The sequence below is a fragment of the Pseudomonas sp. RW409 genome (genome assembly GCF_003184125.1).
Taxonomy (GTDB): domain Bacteria; phylum Pseudomonadota; class Gammaproteobacteria; order Pseudomonadales; family Pseudomonadaceae; genus Aquipseudomonas; species Aquipseudomonas chlororaphis_I.
This window is the reverse complement of record NZ_QHHP01000042.1, coordinates 497339-513448: the sequence shown is the minus strand read 5'-3', so window position 1 is coordinate 513448 and position 16110 is coordinate 497339. Positions and strand designations below refer to the sequence as shown.

At 62.1% G+C, this 16110-nt stretch carries 13 protein-coding genes; 4 read left to right on the top strand and 9 right to left on the bottom strand.

What is annotated here, in order from left to right; genetic code table 11:
- Positions 1 to 102: 102 nt before the first annotated feature.
- From DK261_RS29275 to DK261_RS29255, 4 genes are all read right to left on the bottom strand, one after another.
- The gene (locus DK261_RS29275) at positions 103 to 339 is read right to left on the bottom strand and encodes a DUF1653 domain-containing protein (protein ID WP_023968538.1); all 237 of its coding nucleotides are present in this window, start codon (positions 337 to 339) and stop codon (positions 103 to 105) included.
- Positions 340 to 428: 89 nt separating this feature from the next.
- Complete coding sequence (fadA, locus tag DK261_RS29270) at positions 429 to 1604, bottom strand: acetyl-CoA C-acyltransferase FadA (RefSeq protein ID WP_009047962.1); 1176 nt, start codon at positions 1602 to 1604, stop codon at positions 429 to 431.
- A gap of 29 nt (positions 1605 to 1633) precedes the next feature.
- Positions 1634 to 3781: a fatty acid oxidation complex subunit alpha FadB gene (fadB, locus tag DK261_RS29265; RefSeq protein WP_009047961.1), complete on the bottom strand. Its 2148-nt coding sequence runs from the start codon at positions 3779 to 3781 to the stop codon at positions 1634 to 1636.
- A gap of 565 nt (positions 3782 to 4346) precedes the next feature.
- Positions 4347 to 4784, bottom strand: coding sequence for a hypothetical protein (locus tag DK261_RS29255; RefSeq protein WP_009047960.1), 438 nt, complete (start codon positions 4782 to 4784; stop codon positions 4347 to 4349).
- A 104-nt stretch (positions 4785 to 4888) separates the two neighbouring features.
- On the opposite strand from DK261_RS29255, the gene DK261_RS29250 reads away from it, so the two are divergent.
- Complete coding sequence (locus tag DK261_RS29250) at positions 4889 to 5326, top strand: universal stress protein (RefSeq protein ID WP_007921319.1); 438 nt, start codon at positions 4889 to 4891, stop codon at positions 5324 to 5326.
- Positions 5327 to 5413: 87 nt separating this feature from the next.
- On the opposite strand, the gene DK261_RS29245 is transcribed toward DK261_RS29250, so the two are convergent.
- Complete coding sequence (locus DK261_RS29245; RefSeq protein ID WP_016704948.1) at positions 5414 to 7333, bottom strand: ATP-binding cassette domain-containing protein; 1920 nt, start codon at positions 7331 to 7333, stop codon at positions 5414 to 5416.
- 213 nt (positions 7334 to 7546) lie between these two features.
- Between DK261_RS29245 and DK261_RS29240 the strand changes: the two genes are divergently transcribed.
- On the top strand, positions 7547 to 9475 hold the full coding sequence (locus tag DK261_RS29240) for a transglycosylase SLT domain-containing protein (RefSeq protein WP_009047957.1): 1929 nt from the start codon (positions 7547 to 7549) through the stop codon (positions 9473 to 9475).
- Positions 9476 to 9535: 60 nt separating this feature from the next.
- On the opposite strand, the gene DK261_RS29235 is transcribed toward DK261_RS29240, so the two are convergent.
- The gene (locus DK261_RS29235; protein ID WP_177411739.1) at positions 9536 to 11311 is read right to left on the bottom strand and encodes an ABC transporter transmembrane domain-containing protein; all 1776 of its coding nucleotides are present in this window, start codon (positions 11309 to 11311) and stop codon (positions 9536 to 9538) included.
- A 378-nt stretch (positions 11312 to 11689) separates the two neighbouring features.
- Between DK261_RS29235 and DK261_RS29230 the strand changes: the two genes are divergently transcribed.
- Positions 11690 to 11869, top strand: a complete 180-nt coding sequence (locus DK261_RS29230; RefSeq protein WP_007921326.1) for a PA1571 family protein — start codon at positions 11690 to 11692, stop codon at positions 11867 to 11869.
- A gap of 81 nt (positions 11870 to 11950) precedes the next feature.
- On the opposite strand, the gene pdxB is transcribed toward DK261_RS29230, so the two are convergent.
- On the bottom strand, positions 11951 to 13096 hold the full coding sequence (gene pdxB, locus DK261_RS29225) for a 4-phosphoerythronate dehydrogenase PdxB (RefSeq protein WP_028682994.1): 1146 nt from the start codon (positions 13094 to 13096) through the stop codon (positions 11951 to 11953).
- A gap of 179 nt (positions 13097 to 13275) precedes the next feature.
- Between pdxB and DK261_RS29220 the strand changes: the two genes are divergently transcribed.
- Positions 13276 to 14682 carry an MATE family efflux transporter gene (locus tag DK261_RS29220; RefSeq protein WP_110177229.1) on the top strand — a complete coding sequence of 469 codons (1407 nt, stop codon included), beginning with the start codon at positions 13276 to 13278 and terminating at the stop codon, positions 14680 to 14682.
- Here DK261_RS29220 and tusA read toward each other — a convergent pair.
- Positions 14679 to 14930, bottom strand: a complete 252-nt coding sequence (tusA, locus tag DK261_RS29215; protein ID WP_007921329.1) for a sulfurtransferase TusA — start codon at positions 14928 to 14930, stop codon at positions 14679 to 14681. The genes DK261_RS29220 and tusA overlap by 4 nt on opposite strands.
- Before the next feature lie 79 nt (positions 14931 to 15009).
- The gene (gene rlmM / locus DK261_RS29210) at positions 15010 to 16083 is read right to left on the bottom strand and encodes a 23S rRNA (cytidine(2498)-2'-O)-methyltransferase RlmM (protein WP_025804232.1); all 1074 of its coding nucleotides are present in this window, start codon (positions 16081 to 16083) and stop codon (positions 15010 to 15012) included.
- Positions 16084 to 16110: the final 27 nt, after the last annotated feature.

The window sequence follows — 16110 nt, the reverse complement described above, 5'->3', positions numbered from 1 at the left end:
TCCTGAATTCGAGAAGTGAGAGGCGGTTGGCGCCTGACGCGGCACCGCTATATATAGTGGCAACAAGGTGAGGTCAAGCGCAGGGTTCTGCGCGACCTCGGCTCATGGCCGTGAAAAAAGACTGGGTTCGGCCTGCACCAAAGCAAAGCGTGGCACCTGCTCGCCGTCAACTTCGACCGACTCCAGGAACATGCTCAAGGGGCGCACCCAAAAGCCGTAATCGCCATACAGGGCTTGATAGAACACCACTTCCTCTTCCGTCTCGGAATGCCGCGCCACGCTGAAAACGCGGTACTGCGGTCCCTTGTAATGCTGATAGAGCCCGGGTTGTAATTGCATGTTCTGGCCCTCGCGCAAAATAAAAAATAATAAATCTTCAGAAAAACAAAAACCGGGGCACTGGGCCCCGGCTTCCATCAACGCAACGCTTAAACGCGTTCGAAGACGGTGGCAATACCCTGACCGAGGCCAATGCACATGGTGGACACGCCAAAGGTGCCGCCATTCTGCTTCATGACATTGAGCAAGGTGCCGGAGATACGCGCACCGGAACAACCGAACGGATGACCCAGGGCGATCGCGCCGCCGTGCAGGTTAACCTTCTCGTCCATCTTGTCGAGCACTTTCAAATCTTTCAGCACTGGCAGAGCCTGCGCCGCGAAAGCTTCGTTGAGCTCGAAGAAGTCGATATCGGCAATTCCCAGGCCCGCGCGCTTCAGTGCTTTCTGCGTGGCCGGTACTGGACCATAGCCCATGATCGCCGGATCCACACCCGCCACCGCCATCGAGCGGATCACCGCCAGCGGCTGGATGCCCAGGTCCTGGGCACGCTGCGCCGACATCACGATCATGCACGAAGCACCGTCGGTGATCTGCGACGAAGTACCGGCAGTCACGGTACCGCCCTTCGGATTGAAGGCCGGCTTGAGGGCCGCCAGGCTTTCCAGGGTGGTCTCGGGGCGAATGGTTTCGTCGTAGTCGAACAGCTTCAGGAAACCGTTCTCGTCGTAACCCTGCATCGGGATGATTTCGTCCTTGAACTTGCCTTCCACCGTTGCCTTGTGGGCGAGCTGGTGGGAACGCACACCAAAGGCGTCCTGCTGTTCACGAGTGATGCCGTGCATCTTGCCGAGCATCTCGGCGGTCAGGCCCATCATGCCCGAGGCTTTCGCCGCGTACAGGGACATGTGCGGGTTCGGGTCGACACCATGCATCATGCTCACGTGGCCCATATGCTCGACGCCGCCAACCACGAATACGTCACCGTTGCCGGTCATGATTGCCTGGGCGGCGGTGTGCAGCGCGCTCATCGACGAGCCACACAGGCGGCTGACGGTCTGGCCGGCCGAGGTGTGCGGGATCTGGGTCATCAGCGACGCCATGCGCGCGATGTTCCAGCCCTGCTCCAGGGTCTGGTTCACACAGCCCCAGATCACGTCCTCGACTTCCGCCGGATCGACCTTGGAGTTGCGTTCCAGCAATTTGCTGATCAGGTGCGCCGACATGTCTTCGGCGCGGGTGTTGCGGTGCATGCCGCCCTTGGAGCGGCCCATCGGAGTACGACCGAAGTCGACAATCACGACGTCTCTAGGATTCAAGCTCATATATTCACTCTCGCTCTAGTAGGGGGCGCTTAACCGAAGAAGCTCTGGCCGTTCTTGGCCATCTCGCGCAGCTTCGCGGTCGGGTGGTACAGCGCGCCCAGATCGGCGTACTGGTCGGCCAGGGCAACGAACTCGGCAACACCGATCGAATCGATGTAGCGCAGCGCACCGCCACGGAATGGAGGGAAACCAATACCGTACACCAGGCCCATATCGGCTTCGGCCGCGGTCTCGACGATGCCGTCTTCCAGGCAACGAACGGTTTCCAGGCACAGCGGGATCATCATCCAGTTGACGATGTCCTCGTCAGTGACTTCACGCTGCTCGTACACGATAGGCTTGAGCACTTCCAGCACCGACGGGTCGGCCACTTTCTTCTGCTTGCCTTTCTTGTCGGCCTCGTAGGCGTAGAAACCCTTGCCGTTCTTCTGGCCCAGACGCTTGGCTTCGTAGAGCACATCGATAGCCGAACGGCGATCGTCTTTCATGCGATCCGGGAAACCTTCGGCCATCACGTCACGACCGTGGTGGCCGGTGTCGATGCCGACCACGTCCATCAGGTAGGCCGGGCCCATCGGCCAGCCGAATTTTTCCATGACCTTGTCGATGCGCACGAAGTCCACACCGGCGCTGACCAGCTTGGCGAAACCGCCGAAGTACGGGAACAGCACGCGGTTGACCAGGAAGCCCGGGCAGTCGTTGACCACGATCGGGTTCTTTCCCATTTTCTTGGCGTAGGCAACGGTGGTGGCCACGGCCAGCTCGCTGGACTTCTCGCCACGGATGACTTCGACCAGCGGCATCATGTGCACCGGGTTGAAGAAGTGCATGCCGACGAAGTTTTCCGGACGCTTGAGGGCCTTGGCCAGCAGGCTGATGGAAATGGTCGAGGTGTTCGAAGCGAGGATGGTGTCCTCTTTGACCTGGTCTTCGACTTCGGCCAGAACCGCTTGCTTGACCTTAGGGTTCTCGACGACCGCTTCGACCACCAGGTCGACGTGGCCGAAGTCACCGTAGGACAGCGTAGGACGAATGCCGTTGAGCACCTCGGCCATCTTCGCCGCGGTCATGCGACCTTTATCGACACGGCCGACCAGCAGCTTGGCGGCTTCCGCCAGGCCTTGCTCGATACCGTGTTCGTTGATGTCTTTCATCAGGATCGGCGTGCCTTTGGACGCCGACTGATAGGCGATACCGCCACCCATGATGCCGGCACCCAGTACGGCGGCCTGCTTCACATCGTGGGCGATTTCGTCATAGGCCTTGGCCTTTTTCTTCAGCTCCTGATCATTCAGGAACAGACCGATCAGGCTCTGCGCAGCAGAGGTCTTGGCCAGTTTGACGAAGCCTGCGGCCTCGACTTCCAGCGCCTTGTCACGACCGAAGTTGGCGGCTTTCTGAATGGTCTTGATGGCTTCGACCGGCGCCGGGTAGTTCGGGCCAGCCTGGCCGGCGACAAAACCCTTGGCGGTTTCGAAGGACATCATCTGTTCGATGGCGTTGAGCTTGAGCTTTTCTAGCTTCGGCTGACGCTTGGCCTTGTAGTCGAACTCGCCGGAGATGGCGCGCTTGACGGTGGCCAGAGCCGCTTCATGCAGTTTTTCCGGGGCAACGACAGCGTCGACGGCGCCGACTTTCAGTGCGTCCTCGGCACGGTTTTCCTTGCCGGCGGCAATCCATTCGATGGCGTTGTCGGCACCGATGATGCGCGGCAGGCGAACGGTACCGCCGAAGCCCGGGTAGATACCCAGCTTGACTTCCGGCAGGCCGATCTTGGCGCTGGAGGACATGACGCGATAGTCAGCTGCCAGGCACATTTCCAGACCGCCGCCCAGCGCGATGCCATTGATCGCGGCAACGGTCGGAACGTTGAGGTCTTCGAAATCGCTGAAAATCTTGTTGGCTTCGAGGTTGCCTGCGACAAGCTCTGCATCCGGCAGCTTGAAGTTGTCGACAAATTCGGTGATGTCGGCGCCGACGATGAAGACGTCCTTGCCACTGCTGACGATCACACCCTTGACCGACGCATCTGCCTTGATGGCGTCTACGGCCGAACGCAATTCGTTCAGGGTAAGACGGTTGAACTTGTTGACGGACTCACCCTTGAGGTCGAAATTCAATTCGACGATGCCACTTTCAAGAGCCTTAACCGTGATGGCTTTACCTTCGTAAATCATCAACTGATCTCCACGATATGGAAGCTGAACAGTACACGTCGGACGCTAACTTCTGACTCGGCAACGACGTTTCCATCGATGCTACGCCAATCCGCCAGGCACACCCGCCAACGCGATAGTCGGGATTCTGGAAGAGCCGTCTGGTAATACAAACGCTCAATTCATACGCCCGTTTGATTTGGGTACGCCACATTCAGGCAAAATCCGACAATTGTCAATCGCCCAAAAGGTTGTTTAAAACGCGACTTCTTAGTCATTCCAGACGGGCACGCACCATCAACAAGCTTGCTCATCTCAGGACATTCATAGAATCAATCTTTAGAAAAGTCGCCCTAATACGTGGCCCCCGTAACCGATTCGCGGCTACGCTGGCACAATCCTGGAGCAAAAATATGGATGCCTGGCCGAAAACCAGGCGTAAGATCGGCGACAACTCTATCCCCGCCGGTCAGAACCAGGGGATCAGAAAGGATTTACCGGCCTGCCTGGCCAACCCCGCCCGACCCTGTCGGGCTTTTTATTGCCTGTTTTTCAACAACCTGGCCATTGCAGCGCAGGTCATGCTTCACGCCAGCGCCTTGAGTACCGCGGCAATGTCTTGCAAAACACTGGCTTCGCCACGTTCGCCCCAATACAAGACGATCATCTGCCGGTCGGCCTCGACCTTGAACACATTGGCCGGCAGCGTGCGAAAGTGCTCGAGCAAGGCCGGGTCCGCACAGGCTTCCCGCCATTGGTTGACCCACATGCCCGGCGCACTTTGCCAGTAGGCCCAGCAGGCCGGCTGTGTACCGCGCCGCGGCCGATGGTATTGCGCACAGGGGCTTGGAGGCTGCGGATCCATCCAGTGCGGCCATTCCTGAGGCGCCAGTTGCATGCCCAGCCCCATGCGTCGCGCCTCCATGCGCAGGGCGATCTGCCCGCTCTGGCGGCGCGACGGGCGCAACCAGGCCAGCGGACTCAAGACCACCGCGAGGATTGACACCACTATCCAGACCGTCATATCTGTACTCCCGATTCTTGATGAGCCGATTGATCCAGGTCGGAACCAATCCGCTTGAAACCAGCCATACTTGAAGCTATTGCAATCCTCAGGAGGAGCACCTCATGCCCTACCACCATATTCTGGTCGCCGTAGATCTAACCGAAGAGTGCGATCCTGTTATCCACCGGGCCCGCGAGCTGTCGGTCAGCAACAGCGCCAAATTGTCCCTGGTGCATATTGTCGAGCCGATGGCCATGGCGTTCGGCGGCGACGTGCCGATGGACCTGTCCCAATTGCAACAGCAGCAGTTCGACCAGGCCAAGGAACGCCTCGATCGCCTCATCACCAAATACCCTGAGCTGTCCAAGGAATACAGCCACCTGACCTATGGCCAGCCACGCCAGGAAATCCACCATCTGGCCAAGGAACAGGAATGCGACCTGATCGTGGTCGGCAGCCATGGCCGCCACGGCCTGGCCCTGCTATTGGGCTCGACCGCCAACGACGTGCTGCACGGCGCCCCTTGCGACGTGCTGGCCGTGCACCTGGTCAAACGCTGAGCCCGCCGCAGGCAGAATTCTCCGCCCGCACCGGCCCTGCAAAAAGCCCGACATGAATGTCGGGCTTTTTTATTGACGCCAGGTCACTCAGGCATCCAGCTCGGCCCAGCGCTCGACCATCACGTCCAGTTCAGCGTTGAGCTGTTCCAACTGGGCGATGACTGCCGTGGTCTCGGCCGCAGGACGCTGATAGAAGCCGGCGTCGGCCATCTCCGCTTCCACGCTGGCGATCTGCTGCTCCATGGCTTCGATCTGGCCAGGCAACGCTTCGAGCTCCCGCTGCAACTTGTAGCTGAGCTTCTTCTTGGCCGCAGGCGCTTCCTGTGCTGCAGCAGGTGCCGCCGCGACGGGCGCAACCACCGCCGAGTTCAGCTCGGCCTTGCCGGACTTGTTCTCGGTCACACCCAGCAGGCGTGGCGAACCGCCCTGGCGCAGCCAGTCCTGATAACCGCCGACGTATTCGCGGACCTTGCCTTCACCTTCGAACACCAGGGTGCTGGTCACCACGTTATCGAGGAATGCCCGGTCGTGGCTGACCATCAGCACGGTGCCCTGGAAGGTCAGCAACACCTCTTCCAGCAGCTCGAGGGTTTCCACGTCCAGGTCGTTGGTCGGTTCGTCGAGCACCAGCAGGTTGGCCGGCTTGCTGAACAGCTTGGCCAGCAGCAGGCGGGCACGCTCGCCACCGGACAGCGCCTTGACCGGTGTGCGGGCACGCTGCGGGCTGAACAGGAAATCGCCGAGGTAGCTGAGCACGTGACGGCTCTGGCCATCGATATCGATAAAGTCGCGACCTTCGGCGACGTTGTCGATCACGGTCTTTTCCAGGTCCAGCTGGTGACGCAACTGGTCGAAGTACGCCACGTCGATACGCGTGCCCTCCTCGACCTTGCCGCTGCTCGGCACCAGGCCGCCCAGCATCAATTTGAGCAGCGTGGTCTTGCCGGTACCGTTGGCGCCGAGCAGGCCGATACGGTCGCCACGCTGCAGGACCATGGAGAAATTCTTGACCAGGAATGGCCCGCCCGGATGAGCGAAGCTCACGTCTTCGAGCACCATGACCTGCTTGCCGGACTTGTCGGCGGTTTCCAGCTGGATATTGGCCTTGCCGGTGCGCTCGCGACGTTCGCTGCGCTCGACACGCAGGGCCTTGAGGGCGCGCACGCGGCCTTCGTTACGGGTACGACGGGCCTTGATGCCTTGGCGAATCCAGACTTCTTCCTGGGCCAGGCGCTTGTCGAACAGCGCGTTGGCTGTCTCTTCAGCCGCCAACACTGCTTCCTTGTGCACCAGGAAGCTGGCGTAGTCGCCGTTCCAGTCGATCAGCCCACCACGGTCCAGCTCAAGAATCCGGGTCGCCAGGTTCTGCAGGAAGGAACGGTCGTGGGTAATAAAGAGCACGGCGCCCTGGAAGTCCTTCAGGGCTTCTTCCAGCCAGGCGATGGCGCCGATATCCAGGTGGTTGGTCGGTTCGTCGAGCAGCAGCAGGTCCGGTTCGGACACCAGGGCCTGGGCCAGCAGGACGCGACGACGCCAGCCACCGGACAACTCGGCGAGGGTCTTGTCGGCCGGCAGCTGCAGGCGGCTCAGGGTGCTGTCCACCAGCGTCTGCAAGCGCCAGCCATCACGGGCTTCGAGGTCATGCTGGACGTGCATGAGCTTTTCCAGATCGGCATCGGTGACGATGTTCTGGCTCAGGTGGTGGTACTGCGCCAGCAGCTCGCCAACGCCATCGAGGCCCTGGGCGACGACGTCGAACACCGTCCGCTCGTCGGCCACTGGCAATTCCTGCGGCAATTCGCCGATTTTCAGACCGGGCGCGCGCCATACGGAACCGTCGTCGGGCTTCTGATCGCCCTTGACCAGCTTCAGCATGCTGGATTTGCCAGTGCCGTTACGGCCGATGATGCACACCCGCTCACCACGGGCGATCTGCCAGGACACCTTGTCCAACAACGGCATAGCGCCGAACGCAAGGGACACATCGCTGAATTTGAGCAGGGTCATGAGCTTCTCCAAAAACCGGGCGCGCATTCTACCTGAGTTGAGGCCTCAGAAGGCCGGCATTTTCAATCCTGAAGCACCCTGAACAACATTTGCAGCGAACTGGCGACAAGAGGCCGGCAAAGCTTTCACCCGTTGCTGGCAAAAGGCTAAGCTAGGGAATAATCAGTGTTGGCATTGTCGGCACTTGTCATGATTTCTCTGCCCGGATGTCTCATGCGCAGTCGCCTTTTTAGTCTTTTGTCCTGCCTGCTTCTTTCTGCCTCTGCCGTGCACACCGCTCAGGCCGCGGACCTCTCACTCCAGCGTCAATATTACGATGAAGCCAAACGCGCCCTGGCCAAGGGCGACACCGGCCCGTATTTCCGCTACCGCCAGGTCCTGGCCGACTACCCGCTCGAGCCCTACCTGGCCTACGACGAACTGACCGCCCGGCTAAAGACCGCCAGCAACGCCGAGATCGAAAAGTTTCTCCGTGAACACGGCGACCTGCCCCAGGCCAACTGGATGAGACTGCGCTGGTTGCGCTGGCTGGCCGAACGTGGCGACTGGGCCACCTTCGTCAAGTATTACGACCCCAAGCTCAACTTCACCGAGCTGGACTGCCTGAACGCGCAATACCAGCTGGGCCACAACCTCAAGGCCGAAGGGTACGCCGCCACCGACAAGCTCTGGCTCAGCGGCAAATCCTTGCCGGCCACCTGCGACGCGCTGTTCGCCCAGTGGGCCGCCGAAGGCCAGTTGACCGAACAGAAGCGCTGGCAGCGCGCCAAACTGGCCGCCGAAGCCCGCAACTATCCGTTGGCCAATAGCCTGGTCAAAAGCATGACCACCCTCGCCCCTCAGGGCCGACTGTTGGTGGATGTTGCCCAGAAGCCCGAGCTGCTCAGCCAGCCGTCGCGCTTCACTCCGGCCAGCGAAGCCATGTCCGATGTGGTCGGCCTGGGTCTGCGCCGCCTGGCCCGCCAGGATCCGGACAGGGCCATGGCCCTGCTCGACGGTTATGCCAGCAGCATGCACTTCTCCCGTGACGAAAAAGTGGCGATTGCCCGGGAAATCGGCCTGACCCTGGCGCGACGCTTCGACAGCCGTGGCCTGGAGGTGATGACCAAATACGATCCCGAGCTGCGCGACAACACGGTTTCCGAATGGCGCCTGCGCCTGCTGCTGCGCCTGGCGCGCTGGGAAGATGCCTACCAGTTGACCCGCAAGCTGCCCCAGGACCTGGCGACCACCAACCGCTGGCGCTACTGGCAGGCGCGCAGCCTGGAACTGGCCGAGCCACAAAACCCTCAGGCCCAGACCCTCTACAAGGGCCTGGCCAACGAACGCGACTTCTATGGTTTCCTCGCGGCCGACCGCACCCAACTGCCTTATCAGCTGAACAACAAACCGCTGGTGCTCAGCCAGCAGGTGATCAACAAGGTACGCAATACGCCGGGCGTACGGCGCGCCCTGGAGTTCCATGCCCGCGGCCAGATCGTCGATGGCCGGCGTGAGTGGTACCACGTCAGCCGTCATTTCAGCCGTGACGAAATGGTCGCCCAGGCCAAGCTGGCCTACGACCTGAAATGGTACTTCCCGGCTATCCGCACCATCAGCCAGGCGAAATACTGGGACGACCTGGACATCCGTTTCCCGATGGCCCACCGCGACACCCTGGTGCGCGAAGCCAAGGTCCGTGGCCTGCACTCGAGCTGGATCTTCGCGATCACCCGCCAGGAAAGCGCGTTCATGGACGACGCTCGCTCGGGCGTCGGCGCGGCCGGCCTGATGCAGCTGATGCCCGGCACCGCGAAGGAAACCGCGCGCAAGTTCAGCATCCCGCTGGCCTCGCCGCAGCAAGTGCTGAACCCGGACAAGAACATCCAGCTCGGCGCCGCCTACCTGAGCCAGGTGCACAGCCAGTTCAACGGCAACCGGGTGCTCGCGTCCGCCGCCTACAACGCCGGCCCCGGCCGCGTGCGCCAATGGCTCAGGGGCGCCGACCACCTGAGCTTCGACGTCTGGGTCGAGAGCATTCCGTTCGATGAAACCCGCCAGTACGTGCAGAACGTGCTGTCCTACTCGGTGATCTACGGCCAGAAACTCAATTCGCCACAGCCACTGGTGGATTGGCATGAGCGGTATTTCGACGATCAGTAAGCGATAACGCCCAATAAAAATGCCCGCAGCGATGCGGGCATTTTTGTTTCCAGCGCGGGCTCAGGAGGCTGCCTGGCCATCGCTGAACTGCAACGCCGCCAGGCGTGCATACAGCGGATTGCTGGCGATCAACTCCTGGTGGGTACCCACCGCCACCAGCCGCCCCTGATCCATCACCGCGATGCGGTCGGCGTTTTTCACCGTGGCCAGGCGATGGGCGATCACCAGGGTGGTGCGATTCTTCATCAGGCTCGGCAAGGCCTGCTGGATCAAATGCTCGCTCTGGGCATCCAGGGCGCTGGTGGCTTCATCCAGCAACAGGATCGGCGCATCCACCAGCAGCGCCCGGGCAATCGCCAGGCGCTGGCGCTGGCCGCCGGAAAGTCCCAGCCCCGCATCGCCGAGATGGGTCTGGTAACCCTCGGGCATTTTCTCGATGAAGTCGTGGGCGTAGGCGATCCTTGCCGCCTCCCTGACCTGCTCCGGGGTGGCCGAGGGTTTGCCATAACGAATGTTCTCCTCGATGCTGCCGAAGAACAGCGCCGGGCTTTGCGACACCAGGGCAAAACAGCGTCGCACATCCTGCGGGTCGAGCCGGGTCAAGGGCACGCCATCGAGCAGGATGCGCCCCTGCTCCGGGTCATAGAAACGCAGCAGCAGATCATAGATGGTCGACTTGCCCGCCCCCGACGGCCCGACCAGCGCCAGGGTTTCCCCCTCGCGAACCGTCAGGCTCAAGCCATCGACGGCATAACTGTCCGGACGCGATGGATAAGAGAAGCGCAGGTTCTCCAGCACCAGCTCGCCCCGCACCCGCTCGGGCAAGGTGACCAGGCCTTCATTCGGCGGCTGGATCAGGTTTTCCGAACGCAGCAACTCGGCAATCCGCTCCGCCGCGCCCGCGGCCCGTTGCAACTCGCCGATTACTTCGCTCAGGGTGCCGAAGGCGCTGCCGACGATCAGGCTGTAGAAGACAAAGGCCGCCAGCTCGCCACTGGAAATGCGCCCGGCGATCACATCCATGCCGCCGACCCAGAGCATCACCCCGACCGCGCCCAGCACCAGCACGATCACCAGGGTGATCAGCCAGGCACGCTGGACGATACGCCGGCGTGCGGTGTTGAACGCCTCCTCCACCGTCAGGGCGAAACGCCGCTCATCCTGGGGCTGGTGGTTATAGGCCTGGACGGTCTTGATCTGGCCCAGGGTTTCCGCCACGTAACTGCCGACATCGGCGATACGGTCCTGGCTCAAGCGTGACAGGCTACGCACCCGGCGGCCGAAAATCAGGATCGGCACCAACACCAGGGGCAAGGCGATCACCACGATGCTGGTGAGCTTGGGGTTGGTGACGAATAGCAGCACGATGCCGCCGATGACCATCAGCGCATTGCGCAAAAACAGCGAGAGCGACGAGCCGATCACCGATTGCAGCAAGGTGGTGTCGGCGGTCAGCCGCGACTGGATCTCCGAGCTGCGATTGTTCTCATAGAAGCCCGGGTGCAGGTAGATCAGATGGTTGAACACCTGCCGACGGATGTCCGCCACGCAGCGCTCGCCAATCCACGACACCAGGTAGAAACGCACGAACGTCCCCACCGCCAGCCCCAGCACCAGCAGCAGAAACAGGCCGATGGACTGGTTGAGCAGGTCCGGTGATCCGGTCATGAAGCCCTGGTCCACCAACAGGCGGATGCCCTGCCCCATGGACAGGGTGATGCCCGCGGTCACCACCAGCGCCAGCAACGCCCCCAGGGCCTGCCAGCGATAAGGCGCGATGAAACGACTGGCCAGGCGAATCGCCCGGCGTTGACGCGAAGAAAGCATGAAGTTCATCCGGAAGCACACCTGGGAACGGCCCCGCCCCATCCACCGTTGCCTGATCCAGCAGCGCGATGAGGCGAAGCCCTGTTTGTCGGAACCGATTTCCTGGAGCCTGTTTTTCTGGAACCTTCTTTTCCTGGAACCTTCTTTTCCTGGAACCTTCTTTTCCTGGAACTTAGGTAAATCACAATGAGTCAGGTTAATTATGTCCGCTGACACTAGAGCCTAGATGCTATTGGTCTAAGGTCCGAGTGGAAGTCCACAGGCATTTCTGTTGGACTGAGGACTCCCCGGATAGAAAACGCCGTAGTGGGACCTTGCAGGGAGTTGTCACAGCTTGGTCACCTGGCGGTTTTAAAGTAAGCGCACAACCTGATGAGGAGACAGGCCATGTCCTTGCAAAACAGCAGCAATGACAAGATTGAAGTGATTCGTACCCACCCCGACCAGTCTCTGGGATGCGCCATCATCGACGCTCAGGGTCGCGAAGTACCGATCACCGAAGACATGATCCAGAACGCTTGCCGCGAACTGGAAAAGCGACTGGTCAAGCCTGCGCAGCAAGATTGACACATAGCCTCACGTCCTCTTGACCCGGCCCTGAAGCCGGGTTTTTTATGCCTGCCGGAAACGACCCGGCTCAAGACCCGATCAGCGAACCGACACCGATCCCAGGGCCGATACGATCTGCTGCAAGCCTGGCGCTTCACCCTGGATACGCACGGCCAGCCCATCGATTTCACGTCGTGGCGGATAACCCTTGCGCAACGCATCGAAGGCCGCGCGCTGCTCGGCCACGCTGCCCACCAGGCTGCGGCGGAAATCCGCATCGTCGCGCCGCGGGTCGTAGACCGCCCGACAGATCATCGCCAGGGACCAGGCCGGGTCGCTATTGGCATCGAGACTCACCTCCGACAGCCATGGCCGAGGCAGCAGGTCGCGTAAATGAATCGCTTGCGGCTGCCCAAGGTAATCGCACAGCGCCTGATAGATCTGCGCCGTCCCGCGCTGCCGGCCATCGAGGCTGTAACCGGCGATATGCGGCGTGGCCAGCACACAGAGGTCAGCCAGGGCCACGTCGACCTGGGGTTCGCCTTCCCAGACATCCAGCACCGCCTGCAAGTCTTCACGCTCGAGCAACACCTCGCGCAGGGCGCTGTTATCCACCACCGCGCCACGGCTGGCGTTGATCAGCCAGGCGCCGGGGCGCAGCTGGAGCAGGCGCTGCTTGTCCAGCAAGTGCCAGGTCGGCAGCTCGCCGGCCTTGGTCAAGGGAGTGTGCAGGCTGATGACATCGCACTGGGCGAGGATCTGTTCCAGGCTGACATAGTCGCCACCTTCCGCCACCTGCCGTGGCGGGTCGCAGACCAGGACTTTCCAGCCCAGGCCGCGCAACACCTCGATCAGCCGTCCACCGACCTCGCCCGCACCCACCACACCGTACGTGCGTTGCGTCAGGTCGGCGCCTTCGATTTCCGCCAGGGTCAGCAGGCTGCCCAGCACATAGTCGACCACCCCGCGCGCATTGCAGCCCGGCGCGCTGGACCAGCGAATGCCCGCCTCGTGGAAATACTCGAGGTCCAGGTGATCGGTACCAATGGTGCAGGTCCCGACAAACCGTACCTGGCTATCCTCGAGCAAGGCGCGACTGACCTGGGTCACCGAACGCACCAGCAGCACATCGGCGCCCTCGATGGCGGCGCGGTCGATGGCCCGCCCCGGGAAACGGCGGATCTCGCCGAAGCCGGCAAAAAAGGCATCGAGCAGGGGAATATTTTCGTCGGCAACAATCAGCATGGCAGGCTCCTTTCGCGGAGCCGCAGTTTAGGCGTAGAAGGCCATTTTCGGCCAGCGAGCAATCCATCCCGCCGGGCGCCGCCAGCACTTACAAATCGACAACAGAGGTTTTTTCCTGACTCATCCGTCAATGCGTAGAATACGCCGCCCTGCGCATCAACCCTGTGGACGCTTCGCCTGTGAATTCCGTGACCGATACCCCTGCCACCTCCCTCAACCGCCCGGCCCGGGTGCGCCTTGAACTGCGCAGCCTGCTGGCCCTGTCCTTGCCGATCATGATCGCGCAGCTGGCGACCACGGCCATGGGCTTCGTCGATGCGGTGATGGCCGGCCGGTACAGCCCACGGGACCTGGCGGCGGTGGCGCTGGGCAACTCGATCTGGATCCCGGTGTTCCTGTTGATGACCGGCACCCTGCTGGCCACCACGCCCAAGGTGGCCCAGCGGGTCGGCGCCGGCACCTATGGCGAGATCGGCCCGATCGTGCGCCAGGCGCTGTGGCTGGCCCTGGCGGTCGGCCTGAGCGCCAGCCTGATCCTGGTCAATGCCGAGCCGGTGCTACACCTGATGAAGGTCGACCCGACGCTGATCGGCCCCTGCATGGAATACCTGCACGGCATCGCCAGCGGCCTGCCGGCGGTGGCGCTGTATTACGTATTGCGTTGCTGCAGCGACGCCCTGGGGCGCACCCGGCCGAGCATGGTCATCGGCCTGTTCGGCCTGGCCCTGAACATCCCCATCAACTACGTGTTCATCTATGGCCACTTCGGCGTACCGGCCATGGGCGGCGTCGGTTGCGGCTGGGCCACGGCTATCGTGATGTGGGCAATGATGCTGGCCATGGCGGGCTGGACCCGCTGGGCCCCGGCCTACCAGAGCAGCCAGCTGTTCAAGCGTTTCGACTGGCCGCAGTGGGCGGTGATCAAGCGCCTGCTGAGCGTCGGCTTGCCGATCGGCATCGCGGTGTTTGCCGAATCGAGCATCTTCGCGGTGATCGCCCTGCTGATCGGCAGCCTCGGCGCTACGGTGGTGGCCGGGCACCAGATCGCCCTGAACATCAGCTCCCTGCTGTTCATGATTCCGTATTCTCTGGGGATGGCGGTCACGGTGCGGGTCGGCCAGGCCCTGGGCGCCGGCAATCCATACCAGGCGCGCTTCGCCGCCGGCGTCGGCCTGGGCGCGGCGCTGGCCTTCGCCCTGTTCTCCGCGAGCCTGATCCTGCTGCTGCGTGAGTCCATCGCTTCGATCTACACCCCGGACACCGCGGTGATCCAGGTGGCGGCGATGCTGATCGTGTACGCCGCGCTCTACCAGTTCTCCGACGCGATCCAGGTGATCTGCGCAGGCGCGCTGCGCGGCTACCAGGACACCCGGGTGACCATGGTCCTGACGCTGCTCGCCTACTGGGGCATCGGTTTGCCGGTGGGTTATGTACTGGGGCTGACCGACTGGTTCGGCCCCGCCAGCGGCCCGAGCGGGCTGTGGGAAGGTTTGATTGCCGGCCTGAGCTGCGCGGCGCTGATGCTGTCGATCCGCCTGGCGCGCAGCGCGCGCAAGCGAATCCGCATCAGCCGGGCGGCGGGTTAACCGGACTTCTTGCGAATCCAATACAGATAGGTGCCGGCCTCTTCCTGCTGGGCGACCAGCTCATGGTCGAGGAACACGCAGAACTTGGGGATGTCGCGGCGGGTCGAGGGATCGGTGGCGATCACCTTGAGCAGGCCGCCGGGCTGCAGGTCACGAATATGCTGGTGCAGCATCATGACCGGCTCCGGGCAATTGAGCCCGGTGGCATCCAGCGTGCCGTCGACCGGCGTATCGATGATTTGACTCATAACTCACTCCTGGAACTGGCCGGCATTGTCGCGCAATGCCGGCATCGACGCTATCTGTGACATTGCGCCGCAACTGCGCTCAACGTGCCTTGGGCTTCTTTTCATCCAGCCGGCGCAGGTGGCAGGTCACTTCTTCACGGTCGTGGTACAGCTGCTTGCAGCCGATCGCCACGCGAATGCCACGGGCCTTGAAACCGTCTTCGATCCGTTCGAGCAAACGCTTCACTTCCGCGTAACGCTGCTTCATCGGCAGCTTCAGGTTGACCACCGCTTCGCGGCAGTGCCCCTCGCCGATCCAGGTTTCCAGCAAGGCAGCGTTGCGCGCCGGCTTCTCGACGATGTCGCAGACCATCCAGTCCACCGGCTGCTTGGGCTTGAAGGTGAAACCGTCGGCCATCAGGTGCTGCACCAGGCCGGTGTCCATCAGGCTTTCGGCCATCGGCCCGTTGTCGACAGCGGTGACCAGCATGCCGCGGTTGACCAGTTGCCAGGTCCAGCCACCCGGGGCGGCACCGAGGTCGACGCCGGTCATGTCGCCGTGCAGGCGCTCGTCCCACTGATCGCGAGGAATGAAGTGGTGCCAGGCCTCCTCCAGCTTCAGCGTCGAGCGGCTGGGTGCTTCACGGGGGAACTTCAAGCGCGGAATGCCCATCGGCCACATGGCCGAATTGCCGGCATCGGCCAGGCCGACAAACACCTCGCGGCCGCTTTTGAAGGTCAGCAGCAAGCGTGGCTTGCCGGCATCGTCCACCAGCTTGCCGGCCGCCGTCAGCGCCTTGCGCAGTGGCGCTTCGAATTTCTTGCAGAAGTTCGACAGTTCTTTGCCGTCATTGGTATCCAGCACTTCCAGCCACAGGCTGCCGCAGGTCGGGAAGCTCGCCAGATGGGCCAGGATCACGCTGATGCGGTCGGTTTCCGGCAGATCGACGAAGACGCCCCGCGCCCACTGTCGCGGAAAGATCAGCTCGGCAAAACGCAGCTCGCGCATCAGGCGCTCGGCGCCGTCTTCTTCGCTGCACACAAACTCGGCACAGGCGGTGCTCGGCTTGGCCTTGGCGTACCCGGCCACGTTCAGGCGCGCGGCATGGTCGGCGATCTCGGAGCAGACTTCGCCTTCGAAGCCCGGCCGGCAGTGCATAAAGAGGGTGTTCATCGAATCTCCTGGGCAATTGGCAATGAA

Coding starts and splice junctions, on each gene's coding strand:
- rlmM (WP_025804232.1), bottom strand. CDS start 16,083: ATGAACACCCTCTTTATGCACTGCCGGCCGGGCTTCGAAGGCGAAGTC.
- DK261_RS29240 (WP_009047957.1), top strand. CDS start 7,547: ATGCGCAGTCGCCTTTTTAGTCTTTTGTCCTGCCTGCTTCTTTCTGCC.
- DK261_RS29245 (WP_016704948.1), bottom strand. CDS start 7,333: ATGACCCTGCTCAAATTCAGCGATGTGTCCCTTGCGTTCGGCGCTATG.
- DK261_RS29230 (WP_007921326.1), top strand. CDS start 11,690: ATGTCCTTGCAAAACAGCAGCAATGACAAGATTGAAGTGATTCGTACC.
- DK261_RS29235 (WP_177411739.1), bottom strand. CDS start 11,311: ATGAACTTCATGCTTTCTTCGCGTCAACGCCGGGCGATTCGCCTGGCC.
- DK261_RS29250 (WP_007921319.1), top strand. CDS start 4,889: ATGCCCTACCACCATATTCTGGTCGCCGTAGATCTAACCGAAGAGTGC.
- DK261_RS29275 (WP_023968538.1), bottom strand. CDS start 339: ATGCAATTACAACCCGGGCTCTATCAGCATTACAAGGGACCGCAGTAC.
- fadB (WP_009047961.1), bottom strand. CDS start 3,781: ATGATTTACGAAGGTAAAGCCATCACGGTTAAGGCTCTTGAAAGTGGC.
- pdxB (WP_028682994.1), bottom strand. CDS start 13,096: ATGCTGATTGTTGCCGACGAAAATATTCCCCTGCTCGATGCCTTTTTT.
- fadA (WP_009047962.1), bottom strand. CDS start 1,604: ATGAGCTTGAATCCTAGAGACGTCGTGATTGTCGACTTCGGTCGTACT.
- tusA (WP_007921329.1), bottom strand. CDS start 14,930: ATGAGTCAAATCATCGATACGCCGGTCGACGGCACGCTGGATGCCACC.
- DK261_RS29255 (WP_009047960.1), bottom strand. CDS start 4,784: ATGACGGTCTGGATAGTGGTGTCAATCCTCGCGGTGGTCTTGAGTCCG.